9 protein-coding genes are annotated in these 16,303 nt (G+C 67.0%); 3 read left to right on the forward strand and 6 right to left on the reverse strand.

The window, feature by feature from the left end:
• Positions 1-667: 667 nt before the first annotated feature.
• The 6 genes from AC5P5X_RS18085 to AC5P5X_RS18110 form a co-directional block, all read right to left on the reverse strand.
• A complete protein-coding gene (locus tag AC5P5X_RS18085) occupies positions 668-2,455 on the reverse strand; it encodes an MFS transporter (protein ID WP_005414785.1) in 1,788 nt (595 codons plus the stop codon).
• A 123-nt stretch (positions 2,456-2,578) separates the two neighbouring features.
• A complete protein-coding gene (nagA, locus tag AC5P5X_RS18090) occupies positions 2,579-3,706 on the reverse strand; it encodes an N-acetylglucosamine-6-phosphate deacetylase (protein ID WP_062605440.1) in 1,128 nt (375 codons plus the stop codon).
• Complete coding sequence (locus AC5P5X_RS18095) at positions 3,703-4,479, reverse strand: DeoR family transcriptional regulator (RefSeq protein WP_005414783.1); 777 nt, start codon at positions 4,477-4,479, stop codon at positions 3,703-3,705. Before AC5P5X_RS18095 ends, nagA begins: the two co-directional genes overlap by 4 nt.
• A 33-nt stretch (positions 4,480-4,512) precedes the next feature.
• Entirely contained in the window at positions 4,513-5,847 is a 1,335-nt protein-coding gene (locus AC5P5X_RS18100) for a D-tagatose-bisphosphate aldolase, class II, non-catalytic subunit (RefSeq protein ID WP_076739871.1), read from the reverse strand.
• 16 nt (positions 5,848-5,863) lie between these two features.
• Positions 5,864-6,802, reverse strand: a complete 939-nt coding sequence (locus tag AC5P5X_RS18105; protein ID WP_024958683.1) for an ROK family protein — start codon at positions 6,800-6,802, stop codon at positions 5,864-5,866.
• A complete protein-coding gene (locus tag AC5P5X_RS18110) occupies positions 6,795-7,949 on the reverse strand; it encodes an SIS domain-containing protein (protein WP_005411499.1) in 1,155 nt (384 codons plus the stop codon). The genes AC5P5X_RS18105 and AC5P5X_RS18110 overlap by 8 nt, the downstream gene beginning before the upstream one ends.
• 322 nt (positions 7,950-8,271) lie before the next feature.
• Between AC5P5X_RS18110 and AC5P5X_RS18115 the strand changes: the two genes are divergently transcribed.
• From AC5P5X_RS18115 to AC5P5X_RS18125, 3 genes are all read left to right on the forward strand, one after another.
• A complete protein-coding gene (locus tag AC5P5X_RS18115) occupies positions 8,272-11,631 on the forward strand; it encodes a TIM-barrel domain-containing protein (protein ID WP_111189162.1) in 3,360 nt (1,119 codons plus the stop codon).
• 133 nt (positions 11,632-11,764) lie between these two features.
• A complete protein-coding gene (locus tag AC5P5X_RS18120; RefSeq protein WP_087803727.1) occupies positions 11,765-14,740 on the forward strand; it encodes a TonB-dependent receptor in 2,976 nt (991 codons plus the stop codon).
• 65 nt (positions 14,741-14,805) lie between these two features.
• Positions 14,806-16,161: a Gfo/Idh/MocA family protein gene (locus AC5P5X_RS18125; RefSeq protein WP_049395707.1), complete on the forward strand. Its 1,356-nt coding sequence runs from the start codon at positions 14,806-14,808 to the stop codon at positions 16,159-16,161.
• Positions 16,162-16,303: the final 142 nt, after the last annotated feature.

Genomic DNA, 16,303 nt, shown 5'->3' on the forward strand with positions numbered 1-16,303 from the left:
AGTGCTCGACTATGGACGGTCAAACGGGCATTTTTATGGTGGTTCATCCGGGCTCTTTGGGGTCTGGAGAGGTGTGGTAACCACCATTTTCCAAAGATGTCCCGGATGAACAACGTACAGAGAGATCACAGTTAGTCGACTCACGCGCGTAGCGCGGCGTTCCTGGTGTTGGAGCGAAGATCAGTCGACTAACAGTCGACTCTACCCGGTCTGCGTACCGTACCCATCGGCGTGCCACAGCCCAGCGACCTGAGGCGCAGGCGTTGGCCAGGCATATCACCGGGAAGTGATGGCAGCGGTAGAGTCGACTGTTAGTGGACTCACGCGCGTAGCGCGGCGTTCCTGGTGTTGGAGCGAAGAGCAGTCGACTAACAGTCGACTCTACCCGGTCTGCGTACCGTACCCATCGGCGTGCCACAGCCTCAGCGACCTGAGGCGCAGGCGTTGGCCAGGCATATCACCGGGAAGTGATGGCAGCGGTAGAGTCGACTGTTAGTCGACTCACGCGCGTAGCGCGGCGTTCCTGGTGTTGGAGCGAAGAGCAGTCGACTAACAGTCGACTCTACCCGGTCTGCGTGCCGCACCCATCGGCGTGCCATACCGTCATCGGCGGGCCATACCCCGTTGGCATGTCATGGGGTATGGCCGACGCCAGGTGCAGGCGCTGTCAGCCCCGCTTTCCCGCGAACCGTGCCTCGATCTCCTCCAGTGACTTGCCCTTGGTCTCCGGCAGCCAGAACGCGGCTACCAGGAAGAACACGAAGGTGCACGCCGCCCAGAACACGAACATGCTGGCGTAGCCGTAGTGGCCCACCGTGGGCAGGAAGATGGCGGCGATGGTGGTCGACACGAACTGGTTGATCAGCAGCGCGATGCTCATGCCATTGGAACGGATGCGGTTCGGCATCAGCTCCGACAGTGCCAGCCACACGCACACGCCGGGGCCGACCGCGAAGAACGCGACGAACACCAGGATGCAGGCGGCCACGGCCCAGCCGTGTGCCGGTGGCGGCACCGGGCCGATGCGCGCCTGTTCGATGCGCAGCGGCGCCTGCGCGGCACTGGCCGGGTCGGCGAACGGGTTCAGATGCAGCTTGCGGAAGAACGCACCAATCACACTGTCGGGCTGCACAGTGCCGGCGCGCTCGATGCGCAGCTCGCGATCGGTCAGGTTGTCGCTGCGCAGGGCGCGCACGTTGGTGAAATCACCGTAGGCATAGGAGACGGTCAGCTGCATCGGCCGCCCTTCGCGGTCGATCCCCGCGCCCAGGCGCTGCCACTGCGCATCATCCAGCACCAGCTGCAGGCCGTCGCCGCTGACCGCCGCCTGCAGCTGCGGCTGCACATCGGCACGGCCGCGCTCGGCCTGGAAGAACAGCGTGGCCGCGGCCAGCAGCGCCACGCAGATGCCACCACTGCCGAGCATCAGCAGGAACTTGCGGCCCTTGCGGTCGACCAGCAGCAACGCGACCACGGTCATCACCGCATTGAGCAGCTTGATCGCCACGTCGGCGCCGTTGGCCACTGAACCGGACAGGCCGGCCTGGTTGAGGATGTTCACCGCGTAGGCCAGCACCGAGTTGATGCCGGTAGCCTGGGTGCAGGCCAGCACCACGCAGGCGAGCAGGAACGGCACCACGTAGCGGCGGCTGAGCAGTGGATCGCGCTTGCCGTCGCTGCTGCTCGATTCCGGCGCCTGGATCTGGGCCAGCGTGGGCTCGACATCTGCGGCGGGCAGGACGCGCTGGAGGCTGCGGCGGGCTTCATCGATGCGGCCGCGGCGTACCAGCCAGCGTGGCGATTCGGACAGCCAGAAGATGCCGGCGCAGAACAGCAGGCCTGGCGCCAGGCAGGTCCAGAAGATGGTGCGCCAGGCGTGGTCCTTCACTGTGAACAGTTCCTGCGCCTGCTGCGCGACCGGCAGCGAACGCACGGCTTCGGCGGCGGCATCCACGGCGTGAGCGTGGTACAGGCCGATCAGGGCTGCCAGCACCAGGCCAACGGTCAGCAGCAGCTGGAACATCGCCGCACCGCGCCCACGTCGCTCGGGGCTGAGCACTTCGGCCAGGTACAGTGGAATCACTACGCCGATCAAACCGCCACTGATGCCCTGCAGCAGGCGCCCCAGCAGCAGCGGCGTGTAGCCGGAGGCCAGTGCCATGATCGGAATCGAGGCGGTGAACAGCAGGCCGGCCAGCAGCATCGCGCCGCGACGGCCGATCAGGTCGGCAACCATGCCGGCGAACAGCGAGGACAGCACGCTGCCCAGCAGCACCGCTGCCACCACGAAGCCGAGCTGCTGGCTGCTGAGCTGCCAGGCGTGGCTGGCAGTTGCTTCGAGATAGGGCAGGGCGCCGGCGATGATGCCGATGTCGATGCCGTACAGCAGGCCACCCAGGCCGCCGATGAAGAGCAGGTAGCGTACGGGCCAGCGCGGAGCGGTGCGTGCAGTCATCGGCATATCCCAGGAGATGTTTCGGTGCGGATTGCTTTCTGTAGAGTCGAGCCGTGCTCGACTGACCGCGCATGGCGCGGCAGAGCAGTCGAGCATGGCTCGACTCTACGAAGGCACGGTGCGTCAGGCTGGTGTTGCGTTCAAATCGACCACGCGCCCACCCACCACCACCTGCTGCAGGCGCAGTTCGGCGTCCAGCACCACCAGGTCGGCGCGGGCGTCGGGCGCGATGCGGCCGCGATCGCCCAGGCCCAGGTAGTCGGCCGGGAAGGTGGAGACACGTTGCGAGGCATCGGCCAGCTCCAGTCCCACCTGCACCAGGTTGCGCAGCGCCTGGTCCATGGTCAGCGCGCTGCCGGCCAGCGAACCCGTGGCCAGGCGCACGCAGCCGCCGCACTTGTGCACGCGCTGCTCGCCCAGTGCGTACTCGCCGTCGGGCATGCCGGTGGCGGCAGTCGCGTCGGTCACTGCGTACAGGCGCGGGATCGCGCGCGCGGCCAGGCGGATCACGCCGGGATGGATGTGCTGCAGATCGGGAATGATCTCGGCGTACTGCGCATGCGCGAGTGCCGCCGCCGCGATGCCCGGGCGATAGTGATCGACGCCGGTCATGCCGTTGAACAGATGGGTGAAGCCGGAGGCACCGGCCTGCAGCGCAGCAACACCTTCTTCGTAGGTACCGGCGCTGTGGCCGAGCTGCACGCGGATGCCCATTGCCGAAAGCGCGGGAATCAGCGCGGTGTGCTCGCCGATCTCCGGCGCCAGCGTCATCACACGGATCGGCGCCAGCGCGTGCAGCCGCTGTACCAGCGCCAGCGTCGCCTCGATGGTGCGGTTGGGCTGCGCGCCCAGCCGCTGCGGGCTGATGAACGGCCCTTCCAGATGTACGCCGACGATGCTGGCGGCGTCTGCATCGGGTGCGGCCATGGTGGCGGCCACGCCGTGCAGCGCGTGCTCGATCTCATCCAGGCCGGCGGTCATGGTGGTCGCCAGCAGCGTGGTGGTACCGAAGCGCAGATGGGTGCGGGCGATGGTGCGCGCCACGTCGCCGCCCTGCATCAGGTCCACCCCTGCAGCGCCGTGCACATGCAGGTCGATGAAGCCGGGCAGGATCACCGGCAGCTGCAGATCGTCAGCGCCGCTGTGGTCGTCCACCTGCAGCTGGCGCACGTGGGAATCGAAGTGGACGTGGCCACGCCGCCAACCCAGCGGGGTGAGGATGCGGCCATGCAGGGAACGGGTGTCGCTCATGCGGTGGGCTCGGCGATGATCACCTCGATACCCAGCCGCTGCAGTCCCTCGCGGGTTGCGTCGTCGATGCCGGCATCGGTGATGATGGTGTGGATCTGATCCAGCAGGGCGATGCGGTGCAGGCTGACGCGCCCGAACTTGGAGGCGTCGGTCAGCACCACGATACGGCGTGCACGCTCGACCATGCGATGGTTGAGGCGGGCTTCGGCTTCGTCATGGGTGGTCAACCCGAACTGCAGGTCCAGGCCATCCACGCCCAGGAACAGCGTGTCGAAGCTGTAGGAGTTGAGGCTGGCTTCGGCCTGGCTGCCCTGCAGCGACAGCGACTGCTGGCGCAACAGGCCGCCGGTCAGCAGCACGTTGATGCCGGCCGCGTTGGCCAGTTCCCAGGCGATGTTCAGCCCGTTGGTCATCACCGTCACGTCGCGCTGCGTGCGCAGGTGGCGGGCCAGGGTCATCGTGGTCGAGCCGGAGTCGATGATGATGTTGTCACCAGGCCGTACCAGGCGCGCGGCACACGCGCCGATCGATTCCTTCAGCGGCAGGTTCAGTGCGTCCTTTTCGTGGATGTCCTGTTCCTGCGGCGGCGTGCGCACCAGCGTGGCGCCACCGTGGGTACGGTTGGCCAGGCCCTGCGATTCGAAATGGGTCAGGTCGGCACGGATGGTCACCGCCGACACGCCGAAGCGCTCGACCAGATCGGCCACCTGCACCGAGCCGTGCTCGATCAGCAGCTGCAGGATCTGTTGCCGGCGGGAGCGGGTGTTGCGCATGGCCATTCTCGGTGTCGCGGGGAAAGGTAGAGATTAGCCGTTCGCAGCAACGGCGGCAGCCGAACCTGCGTGGTGAGTGCGGGTTCCGGCCTGGTTAGCGCTGCAGGCACGGGCGTACTCGCCCAGACACAGGCCGATACGGTGCTGCACCAGTGCGGTGGGGGTGTTGGCCAGGGCGCCTTCGCGCACGGCGCGGTACTGTTCCGGCAGGTACTGGCTGAGCAGCACCAGCGGCGGCGCGTGCTGTTCCAGGTTGGCGAACAGGGTCTGCACCGCCTGTACCAGCGCCGGCTCGCCCCAGTAGTAGCGGCAGCGGTCGCTGAAGGAGTAACTGCGCAGCAGGCGCAGCGCTGCCTCATCGCCCTGGTAGTAGGACTGCCAGTACTTCGGCTGCGCCACCATCACCTCGTCCAGTACCTGCGGCAGGCGCGAGCATTGTGCGGCCGGCAGCAGTTCGGCCTCGATCGCGGCCAGCGCGAACAGCGCTTCGCGGTAGGCGAAGGTCGCCGCCGGGCCGACCTTGAGGATGGCGAAGTGGTCGCGCACCAGCGCGTGCAGGCCGCTTTCGCGCTGGTAGTCGGTGGAGTGCGCCTCGAACACGATGCGTGGCTGCTGTTCCAGGAAGTCGGCCAGCGTGCTGGCGGCGGCCGGGTCGTACTCGTGCACGCTGCTGTGGTCGAAGTCGACGCCCGGCTGCACCACCATCGCGATCACGCGCTGCCACGCATCACGCAGCTGCGGCGTGTCGAACGCCTGCTGGTGGATGGCCAGGGTCTGCGCGGCGGCGGCCGGCGTGGTCACCTGCAGTCCCTCGGCAAGCGAGGCTTCTCCACCGGGAATCGGCACCTCGGTACCGATCACGTAGACCGGCGGCGGCAGGCCGTGTTCGGCGGCGGTGCGTTCGGCGATCTCGGCCAGCTCGGCCGAGCGTGCGGCAACGATGGCATCGGGCAGCGGCACCGGGTCATCGGCGCAGGACATGCTGCAGTCGAGATGGATCTTGTGGAAACCGGCGGCGACGTAGGCTTCGATCAGCACGCGCGCGTGGGTCATCGCTTCGGCAGCCGGGCGCTTCTGCCAGGCATTCGGGCCGAGGTGGTCACCGCCCAGGATCAGCCGCTCGCGCGGGAAGCCTTCCTCATCGGCCAGCGTGCCGACGTAATCGCGGTACTGCGGCGGGGTCATGCCGGTGTAGCCGCCGAACTGGTCGACCTGGTTGGAGGTCGCCTCGATCAGCAGCACGGTGCCATGCGCCAGCGCCACGTGCATGGCCGCGCGCAGCACCTGCTCGTTGCTGCAGCAGACGCTGTACAGGCCGACGTTGGCACCGGCGCGGTGGGAGGCAAGCAGGGTCTGCAACGGGGACATGGTCAGGCTCCGGACATCAGGAAAACGAGGGTTGGCAGGCGAGCAGGGCGGCACCACGTGCGCCACCGGCATCGCCGAAGCGCGGCGGCACGATCGGCGGCACCTGCACGCCGTTGAACAGATGGGCAGCGATGGCCGACGGCAGCTGCTGGTACAGCGGCGCGTACTGCGAGAGACCACCGCCGAGCACGATCACGTGCGGGTCCAGCGCCAGCACCAGCGCGGCCAGGCTGTGGCCAAGCAGATCGCGGTGGATGTCCAACGCCTTGCGCGCACGTGCATCGCCGGCTTCGGCCAGGGCGATCACGGCGCTGGCGTCGGCGGCGCTGCCACCGAGGTGCCGCTCGATCATCGCCACACCGCTGCCGGACACATAGCGCTCCACGCAGCCCTGCAGGCCGCAGCCGCAGTCCAGCAGCGGCAGGCCGTGGCGCTGCAGCAGGTGGCCGGGCACGCTCCAGTGGCCCCATTCGCCGGCCAGGCCGTTGAAGCCGGACAGCAGCCGGCCGTGCAGGCAGAAGCCGCCGCCGGCACCAGTGCCGAGGATGGCGCCGAACATGCTGGGGTAGCCGTCAGCCGCGCCGCCGTGCGCTTCAGACAGGGCAAAGCACTGCAGATCGTTGCCGAAGTGGAGCGGGCGCTGCAGGCGTGCCTGCAGATCCTGCGCCACGCATTGGCCGGTCAGTGCAGGCACGTTCGCGCTGAGCTGGCGGCCGCTGCGGCGGTCACGCACGCCGGGCAGGGCGATGCCGATGGCCGCATCGCTGCGGCCGAGGGCGGCGTCCGCCTCGGCCACCAGCGCCACCACCGCCTGCAGGAAGCCGTCGTAGTCACCCTGTGGGGTGGCCACGCGGCGGCGCCAGGTGACCTGCATCGCCGCATCGCACGCCACCAGCTCGATCTTGGTGCCGCCGATGTCGATGCCGTAGCAGGCGTGGGCGATCAGCTCAGCCATGGTGGATGGTGACGCCCTTGACGACGCGGTTGACGGTGCCATCCGGGAACGGGTTGTCCGGGGTCAGGCCAAGCGCGGCCGAGCGCTGCAGCGCGAACAGCTGCGCGAAGCCCAGCCACACCGGCGCCAGCCACGGGTCGTCCAGTGCCGGCACGGTGAGGGTGTATTCGTCATCGGCGCCGATGTCCGAATGCGGGCCGATCGCCAGCACCTGGCCGGCCACGCCGTCGCGGCGCAGTTCTTCCAGCAGGTCCTGTTCGTAGCGGCGCGCCAGCGGCTGCACGCTGCGCAGCACCACCACCAGGGTGTTGCCATCCAGCGTCGACTTCGGCCCATGACGGAAGCCCAGCGGGGTGTTGGCCAGCGCCAGCACGCGGCCGGCGGTCAGTTCCAGCACCTTCAGCGCGCACTCGCGTGCCAGCGCTTCCAGTGGGCCGCTGCCGAGGTAGATGATGCGGTTGAACGGGCGCTGCGCCAGCGCCGCCACCGGTGCGTCCCACTGCGCCTGGCCTTCGCGGGCCAGCGCGGCGATCTGCTTCAGGCGCGCCACGCGCGCATCCCACGGCGAACGATCGAACACGGTCAGCGCGGCCAGCAGCATGCAGGTCAGGCTGCTGGTCATGGCGAAGGCGCGGTCGCAGCTGGCCGACGGCATCAGCAGGGTGCAGGTATCGGCACGGCCGGCCCCACGGCGGGCCAGTTCGCCATCGGCGTTGCAGGTGATGTCGAGGAAGCGCGCGTCATCCACGTCGCTGCGCACGCGGTCAACCGCCGCCACGCTTTCCGGGCTGGACCCGCTGCGGCCGAACGAGACCAGCAGGGTCGGGCGGTCGCGCTGCAGGTACAGCGCCGGGTGGGTCAGCAGGCTGGTGGTGTGCACCACGCGCACATCGGCTGGCCACTGCGCGTTGATCGCGTCGGCCACCATTTCGGCGATGAAGCCGGAGCTGCCGGCGCCGGTGAACAGCACGCGCTGGTTGGGATCGTTGAGGCTGTCGCCGAGGAAGGCCTGCAGGCGGTCGCGGGCACGCGACAGGTCCTGTGCGAGGGCTTCCCACAGCGCAGGCTGCTGGGCGATTTCGGTAGCGGTATCGGCTCCGCCAAGGCGCTGCCAGGCGGACACATCGGAAAGCAGGGTGACGTCCATTCGGAGGTTCCAGTTGGGCCAGCGCACCATCTGTGTTTTCTTTCGAAATGTCAAATAGCGAAAGCAAAAAGAAAGAAAATGTGACGCCGACTTCGCTCTGCCCAGAGCACGTCGGAAAACGCAAGAATTCGCCAAATGCCGTATCGCACAATGCTTAACAGGCGTCTGCAAGCGATTACACAAAGTATTGCGGCGCAACAACTTTCGTTTCAATGGAATATATCTTCCTTTTTACTTTCAATTTGTTGACATCTTTCGAATCGCTGCCCTAGAGTCGGCCCAATCGCTTTCGAAACGCCCGGTGAACGGGTTGGGAGTCCGCGTGGAAAACTGCGTTCGTCGCTCGCCGCTGATGCTGGCCCTGTTGCCGGCATTGATGCTGGCGTCCATGCCGGCCCAGGCCGAGCCGGTCGGCAACCTGCGTTCGGTTGCCGCCAGCGCCAGCGGCGACGGCGTGCAGGGCTGGGACCTGCAGACCGACAAGGGCGCGCGCATCCGCATCGAACTGCCGGCCACCGACATCATCCGCGTGCAGGCCGGCCGCAACGGCACGCTGACCGGTGCCGGCGACAAGGCCGCACCGATCGTGCTGCCGCAGCCCAAGGCGAACGTGAAGGCGCAGCTGGAAGAAGACGCACAGGAAATCCGCGTGCGCACCGATGCACTGGTCCTGCATGTACAGCGGCAGCCGCTGCGCATGCGCCTGGAACGCCTGGACAACGGCCAGCCCACCGCGCTGTGGCAGGAACTGCAGCCGCTGGACCTGGATGCCACGCAGAGCGTGCAGGTGCTGTCCTCGCAGGCCGATGAGGGCTACTTCGGTGGCGGCCAGCAGAACGGCCGTTACCAGTTCAAGGGCCGCGAGCTGGACGTGTCCTACTCCGGCGGCTGGGAAGAGGGCGACCGCCCCAGCCCTGCACCGATGCTGCTGAGCAGCCGTGGCTGGGGCATGCTGCGCAACACCTGGAGCGATGGCAGCTACGATCTGCGCGAGGCCGACCAGGCCACGCTGCTGCACCGCGAAGACCGCTTCGATGCCTATTACTTCGTCGGCGCCGACCTGCCTAAACTGATCGAGCGCTACACCCAGCTGACCGGCCGCCCGAACATGGTCGCGCGCTGGGCGCTGTCCTACGGCGATGCCGATTGCTACAACGACGGTGACAATGCCAAGAAGCCCGGCACCGTGCCCGAAGGCTGGAGTGACGGCCCGACCGGCACCACTCCGGATGTGATCGACTCGGTGGCCAAGCAGTACCGCGCCCACGACATGCCCGGTGGCTGGATCCTGCCCAACGATGGCTACGGCTGCGGTTACAAGAAGCTGCCGGAAACCGTGCAGGGCTTGGCCAAGTACGGCTTCCGCACCGGCCTGTGGACCGAGAACGGCGTCGACAAGATCGCCTGGGAAGTGGGCAAGGCCGGCAGCCGCGTGCAGAAGCTGGACGTGGCCTGGACCGGCAAGGGCTACCAGTTCGCGATGGACGCCAACCGCCAGGCGTTCAACGGCATCCTCGACAATTCCGATTCGCGCCCGTTCCTGTGGACGGTGATGGGCTGGGCCGGGATCCAGCGCTACGCCGTAGCGTGGACCGGCGACCAGAGCAGCAGCTGGGATTACATCCGCTGGCACGTGCCGACCCTGGTCGGTTCGGGCCTGTCCGGCATGGCCTACGCCAGTGGCGATGTGGATGCGATCTTCGGCGGCAGCGCCGAAACCTTCACCCGCGACCTGCAGTGGAAAGCCTTCACCCCGGTGCTGATGGGCATGAGCGGCTGGTCGTCGAACGCACGCAAGCACCCGTGGTGGTACGACGAGCCCTATCGCAGCATCAACCGCGATTACCTGAAGTTGAAGATGCGCCTGACCCCGTACATGTACGGGCTGGTGCACGAGGCCGCGCAGACCGGTGCACCGCCGGTGCGCGGCCTGATGTGGGACAACCCGCGCGACCCGCATGCGCAGGATGAAACCTACAAGTACCAGTTCCTGCTTGGCCGCGACCTGCTGGTGGCGCCGGTGTACCGCAGCCAGGCCGCCAGCCGTGGCTGGCGCCGCGACATCCACCTGCCGGCCGGCGGCTGGATCGACTACTGGGATGGCCGCCGCGTGCAGGCCGGCGCCGACGGCCGCCAGCTCGACCGGCAGGTGGACCTGGCCACGTTGCCGGTGTTCGTGCGTGCCGGTGCGATCCTGCCGATGTACCCGTCGATGCTGTTCGACGGCGAGAAGCCGCTGGATGAAGTGACGTTCGACCTGTACCCGCAGGGCGAGTCGCAGTACACGCTGTACGAAGACGATGGCAACACGCGCCGCTACCAGCAGGGTGAGTCGAGCACGCAGCAGATCCGAGTGCAGGCGCCGGTGCAGGGCAGTGGCCCGGTGCAGGTGCAGATCGATCCGGTGCAGGGGCAGTACAATGGCCAGCTGGCGCAGCGCCGTTATGGCCTGCGCGTGCTCAGCCGCCAGGCGCCGCGTGCGGTGCAGGCCGGTGGCCGCGCGTTGCCGGCGCTGGCCGATGCGGCGGCGTTCAACGGTGCGGCTGAAGGCTGGTACTTCGATGCCAAGGAGCGCCGTGGCACGCTGCACGTGCGTACCGCTACCCAGGACATCCGCCAGCCGCTGCAACTGCAGCTGGACTTCGCGGTGGCCGCTGCGGCCGCCGACGATGCCTATCCGGCTGCGCCGGTGCTGGGCCGCGAACTGCCGGCCGACAGCCTGCTGGTGGTCAACCGCCCGGCCGAAGAGCCTGGCCATGCGCTGGAAAATGCCTTCGACGACGATCCGGCCACCTGGTTCCGCAGTGTGCGCAACCAGGCCGTGCGCACCGGTGCGCATGAGTGGGTGATCGGCTTCGGCGAGCGCAGGATGATCGACGGCATCGACATCGCGCCGCGCAACGACAAGAACTGGAAGCACGGCCAGGTGCGCGACTACGAGGTGTACCTGGGCGATAGCAATGGCGAGTGGGGCGAGCCGATCGCACGTGGCCGCCTGCAGTTGAAGGAGGGCGTGCAGCGCATCGCGTTCCCGGCCCATGCCGGGCGCCTGCTGCGCTTCCGCGTGCTGAGCGTGCAGAACCCCGAAGGCGACGGCGCCAGCAGCACCGACCCGATGGTCACCGCCGCACAGGGCAGCGCCCGCGCATTCGATGCACTGCAGCCACGCGACGTCGGCCCGATCGCCTTGTCCACCTTCCACATCCTCGAACACCAGGAACCGGAGCGACCGGCCCGGCAGCGCTATCTCTCCGAGCTGCCGGTGCCGGCCGCGCTGGCCAGCCAGGTGCGCACCGACCAGTCCTTCCGTGGCGACGCCGGCATGCGCATGAACGGCCTGCAGTTCCGCCGTGGCCTGGGCGTCGGCGCCAACAGCCGCATCGACCTGCGCCTGCAGGGCGGCTGGCACCTGCTGCGTGCCGACCTCGGCATCGACGACGCCTGCCGCACCGCCGGTGGCCTGCAGTTCCAGGTCTGGGGTGACAACCGCCTGTTGTATGACAGCGGCCTGGTGAAGGCACCCGGCGTGGTCAAGCCGGAGCTGGACATCCGAGGCCTTTCCATCCTGAGCCTGCGCACGCTGGGTGCGCAGGGCAGTCAACCCGCCCAGGTCTGCGCCAACTGGGCCAATGCCGTACTGATCGGCCAGGAGGGCGACTCCGCCAGCATCGTCGCCCCATGATCCCCTCGTAACACCGCTCCTCCCCCCGCCCATTCCGACTACGGCCCTCGTGGCCGTGGCCCGGGAGCGTTTTGCCCGCCGAACGCCCACGCGCTCACTTATTGCGCTGCACCCCTGCCAGGAGAGAACCCCGATGTTGCCCGCCCGCCACCACCGCCCCCCCTGTCGTTCGATCGCTCCGCTGTCGCTGGCCATCGCCGGCGTGCTGCTGTCGGTCGCCGTTCCTGCCTTCGCCCAGGAGAGCAAGGACAAGGCCACCGACCTGGCCCGCATCGAGGTCACCGGTTCCAACATCCGCCGCACCGACGTGGAAACCGCCTCGCCGGTGCAGGTGATCAGCAAGCAGGACATCCAGAACATGGGTGCGCGCACGCTGCTGCAGGTGCTCGACAACCTGCCGGCCGCCCGCCCGGCGCAGCAGGACGCGCGTTCGCTGTTCACCGGTTCCGATGGTGCCTCGCAGGCCAATCTGCGTGGCCTCGGTGCCCAGGGCACGCTGGTGCTGCTGAACGGTCGCCGCCTGTCGTACTACGGTGCACCGGCCGGCTTCCAGACCCAGTTCGTCAACATCGATGCGATTCCGGCCGCGGCCATCGAGCGCATGGAAGTGCTGACCGACGGCGCCTCGGCGGTGTACGGCACCGACGCGGTGGCCGGCGTGATCAACGTGATCACCAAGCGCAACTTCCAGGGGGCCGAGGTCAGCTTCACCAACGACACCTCTTCGCGCATCGACTCCTACGGCGAACGCCAGGCCAGCATCACCGCCGGCTTCGGTGACCTGGCCGAGAACCGCTTCAACATCTACGGCGCGGTGAACATGTACCGCCGCGACGCGATCCCGCTGAGCGATTTCTACGACAAGCGGCCCAACCAGTACTACGTCAACAATCCGAACTACCTCAACAACCTGCGCCTGGGCGTGGGCAGCAAGCCGGGTGAATTCAATCCGGGCACTTACTTCGCCTTCGATCCAGTCACCGGCCGCCGTGTGCAGGAAGCTGCGCCGGGTTGCAGGAACGTGCTGACCAGTGAAGCGGCCGGTCCGCGTTGCGTCTGGGAAACCTGGATGAACAACGAGATCGACGCCGGTGCCAAGTCCGAGCGCAACACCGCCTACCTCAACGGCACCTTCCTGGTCGGTGACAGCACCGAGATCTTCGCCGAGGCGACCTACACCGACATCGACCTGCGCGCCAACGGCGGCACGCCGCGCACCTACGGCACCACCACCGGCAACCCGACCAGCTGGTTCTCGCGCAATACCGGCAACACCGTCAACCAGTTCCTGTACCCGTTCCTGGGCCCGAACAACGAATACAACCACGCCAGCCCGCAGATGAAGGCGATGATGGGCGGTGTGGTCGGCCTGAACTACCTGCTGCAGGATGCCGGCCCGAACTATTTCGGCCAGCGCAATACCGACAAGAGCTACCGCGTGCTGGCCGGTGCGCGTGGCAACCGGGGCGACTGGAACTGGGAAACCGCGTTCGCCAGCGCCGGCACCCACTCCACCACCTACCAGACGATCAACGTCAACACCAAGGGCTTCGAGAAGGCCTTCGGCCCGTACACGATCGATCCAGGCACCGGCCGCGTGATCATCTCCGACCATCCGGCGTACAAGTTCGGCGAGATCAGCGAAGCCAACGCCGCGCTGATCCGTGAAGCGTTCCCGACCTTCGACATCCAGTCGTGGACCCGCCTGCACACCCTCGACGGCAAGATCGAAGGCCCGCTGTTCCAGCTGCCGGCCGGCGAGATGCGTGCGGCATTCGGCTTCAACGCCAGCCGCGAAACCTTCTACACTCCGGGCAACGCCGACGCCGCCAACGGTCTGATCACCCAGCAGGGCGGTTCCTGGTTTGACGGCAAGCGCAACACCTACGCGCTGTTTGCCGAAACCGTGGCGCCGATCACCGACAAGCTGGAACTGGATGCGGCGGTGCGCGTGGACAAGTACCCGAACTTCAGTGCCAACGTAGCACCGAAGATCGGCTTCAAGTACCAGGCGTTCGACCAGCTGATGCTGCGCGGTACCTACTCCACCGGCTTCCGTGCACCGAGCCTGGCCGAGTCCGGCAATGGCGGCGTGTTCGCCCAGCTGGGCGGCTTCCGCGACGAGCTGCGCTGCAACGAGACCAACGCCATCGCCAACCTGTTGCTGAAGTCGCAGCGGCCGGGTGATGTCGACCTCGGCAAGAACATGCTGAACGTCGACTGCAGCCGCACCGTTGCGCGCATGACCCAGCCGAACAAGGACCTGAAGCCGGAGAAGGCGAAGATCGCCACCCTCGGCTTCGTCTACGAGCCGGCGAGCTGGCTGTCGGTGTCGGCCGACTACTGGTTCATCTACCGCAACAACGAAATCGTCGCGCCGGACTATCGCCGCATGGAAGACATCATCTCGATGTCGCGCTCGCCGATCACCGACAGCGACCGCGCCAACCTGGCGCAGCTGGCGGCCATGTGTGCCGACCCGGCCAGTGGCGTGAGCTGCCCGTCGGTGCTGCCGGGCTATTCGGCCGGCAACGTGGCCAGCGTGGTGGGCCAGTACAAGAACCGGGGCAAGACCCTGATCGACGGCTTCGACATCGATGCGCGCAGCCGCTTCTCGCTGGGCGACTGGGGCAACCTGAATATCGGCCTGGCCGCCACCATCGCCAACCGCAACCGCTTCTACATGGACGCGGAGAACGGCTGGTACTACGGCGACGTGGTCGGCTACTACAACAACCCGCGCCTGCGTGCCACGCTCAATGCCGACTGGACCTACAAGCAGGTCACCACCAGCATGTTCGTCAACTACGTGGGCGGCACCAAGTGGGCCACCGACCAGGTTGATGAGGTGAGCAACAACAAGGAAACCTGCACCGGCGGCTACCTGGCCCTGCAGAAGAGCAAGTGCGATGGTGCGCCGTCGTGGTGGACTGCCAACATGAGCGTCACCTGGCGCCCGGATGACGCGTGGAACCTGAGCTTCACCGTCAAGAACCTGTTCAACCGCCTGCCGTTCTACGATCCGAACAGCTTCCTGGGTGACTCCAGTGACTACGCCACCATCTTCGGTCGTGGTTACAGTGTGACCATCGGCTACCGTTTCAAGTAATTCCGTTTGCGTGACCCGGCGGGCCGGCTACGGCCGGCTCGCTGCCAAGAGGAGAGATGTTTGCCATGAAGCGTAGGGAATTCATCGCGGCCAGTGCCGCTGTCGCCGCCAGCAGCCTGCTGCCGCAGACCCCGGCGTGGGCACGCGGGCGCAAGGTGCGCCTGGCCATGATCGGCACCGGCATGCGTGGCCTTGTGCTGCTGAAGGAGCTGGTGCGCCGCGACGATGTCGAGGTGGTCGCGCTGTGCGACATCGAACCGATCATGCTCGGTCGCGCCATGGACATGGTGGCCAAGGCCGGCAAGCCGGCCCCGAAGACCTACGGCCAGGACCGCGACACCCATGCCTGGAAGCGACTGCTGGAACAGAAGGGCATCGATGGCGTGATCATCGCCACGCCGTGGGAATACCATGCACCGATGGCGATTGCCGCGATGCAGGCCGGTGTAGCCGTGGGCTGCGAAGTGGTGGCCGGCATCACCCTGCAGGACCACTGGGACGTGCTGAAGACCCAGCTGAGCACCGGTACCCCTTACATGCTGCTGGAGAACGTCTGCTACCGCCGCGACGTGATGGCCGCGCTGCAGATGGTGCGCCAGGGCCTGTTCGGCGAGCTGGTGCATCTGCAGGCCGGCTACCAGCACGACCTGCGTGGGGTGAAGTTCAATTCCGGCGATCCGAACCAGCCGTATGACAGCGGCGTGGAGTTCGGCCCCAAGGGCTGGAGCGAAGCACGCTGGCGCACCGAGCATTCGGTGCAGCGCAACGGCGAGCTGTACCCCAGCCACGGCATCGGCCCGTGCGCGATGTACACCGGCATCAACCGTGGCAACCGCTTCACCCACATCAACGCCTTCGCGACCAAGGCGCGTGGCCTGCATGAGTACACCGTTGCCAAGAGTGGTGGCACCACCCACCCCAGCACCAAGGTGAAGTTCAAGCTGGGCGACATCGTCACCACCACGCTGGCCTGCGAGAACGGCGAGACCATCCTGCTGCAGCACGACACTTCGCTGCCGCGCCCGTACTCGATGGGCTTCCGCGTGCAGGGCACCAAGGGCCTGTGGATGGACGTGAACCATTCGATCCACATCGAAGGCCGCAGCCCGCCGCACCAGTGGGAAGAGTTCAAGAAGTACCAGGACGAGTACGAGCACCCGCTGTGGAAGCAGAACGCCGACACCGCCGCGAGTGCAGGGCATGGTGGTATGGACTGGTTCGTCATCCATGCCTTTGTTGAAGCGCTGAAGGCCAAGGCGCCGATGCCGATCGACATCTACGACGCAGTGACCTGGAGCGCGATCACCCCGCTGAGCGAGCAGTCGATCGCCAACAGCTTCCAGACCCTGGAGTTCCCGGACTTTACTGCCGGCGCGTGGAAGCAGCGCAAGCCGATCTTTGCGTTTGATGGGAAGTACTGAGATTTACCCCTTCCATGCGGTGACGGAAACGCCGGGCGATGCCCGGCGTGTCTGTTTCTGGGGCATTCGCCATGTAGAGCCGAGCCCACGCTCGGCTGCATTTCCGACACGCCCCCCCCTGCATCAGAAAGTTCTGAAATTC

Source organism: Stenotrophomonas sp. YJH_SMC_91 (genome assembly GCF_059368495.1).

What these genes read in the sequence shown, in the direction of transcription:
- AC5P5X_RS18085 (WP_005414785.1), bottom strand. Translation starts at nt 2,455, where the DNA reads ATGACTGCACGCACCGCTCCGCGCTGGCCCGTACGCTACCTGCTCTTC.
- nagA (WP_062605440.1), bottom strand. Translation starts at nt 3,706, where the DNA reads ATGAGCGACACCCGTTCCCTGCATGGCCGCATCCTCACCCCGCTGGGT.
- AC5P5X_RS18095 (WP_005414783.1), bottom strand. Translation starts at nt 4,479, where the DNA reads ATGCGCAACACCCGCTCCCGCCGGCAACAGATCCTGCAGCTGCTGATC.
- AC5P5X_RS18100 (WP_076739871.1), bottom strand. Translation starts at nt 5,847, where the DNA reads ATGTCCCCGTTGCAGACCCTGCTTGCCTCCCACCGCGCCGGTGCCAAC.
- AC5P5X_RS18105 (WP_024958683.1), bottom strand. Translation starts at nt 6,802, where the DNA reads ATGGCTGAGCTGATCGCCCACGCCTGCTACGGCATCGACATCGGCGGC.
- AC5P5X_RS18110 (WP_005411499.1), bottom strand. Translation starts at nt 7,949, where the DNA reads ATGGACGTCACCCTGCTTTCCGATGTGTCCGCCTGGCAGCGCCTTGGC.
- AC5P5X_RS18120 (WP_087803727.1), top strand. Translation starts at nt 11,765, where the DNA reads ATGTTGCCCGCCCGCCACCACCGCCCCCCCTGTCGTTCGATCGCTCCG.
- AC5P5X_RS18125 (WP_049395707.1), top strand. Translation starts at nt 14,806, where the DNA reads ATGAAGCGTAGGGAATTCATCGCGGCCAGTGCCGCTGTCGCCGCCAGC.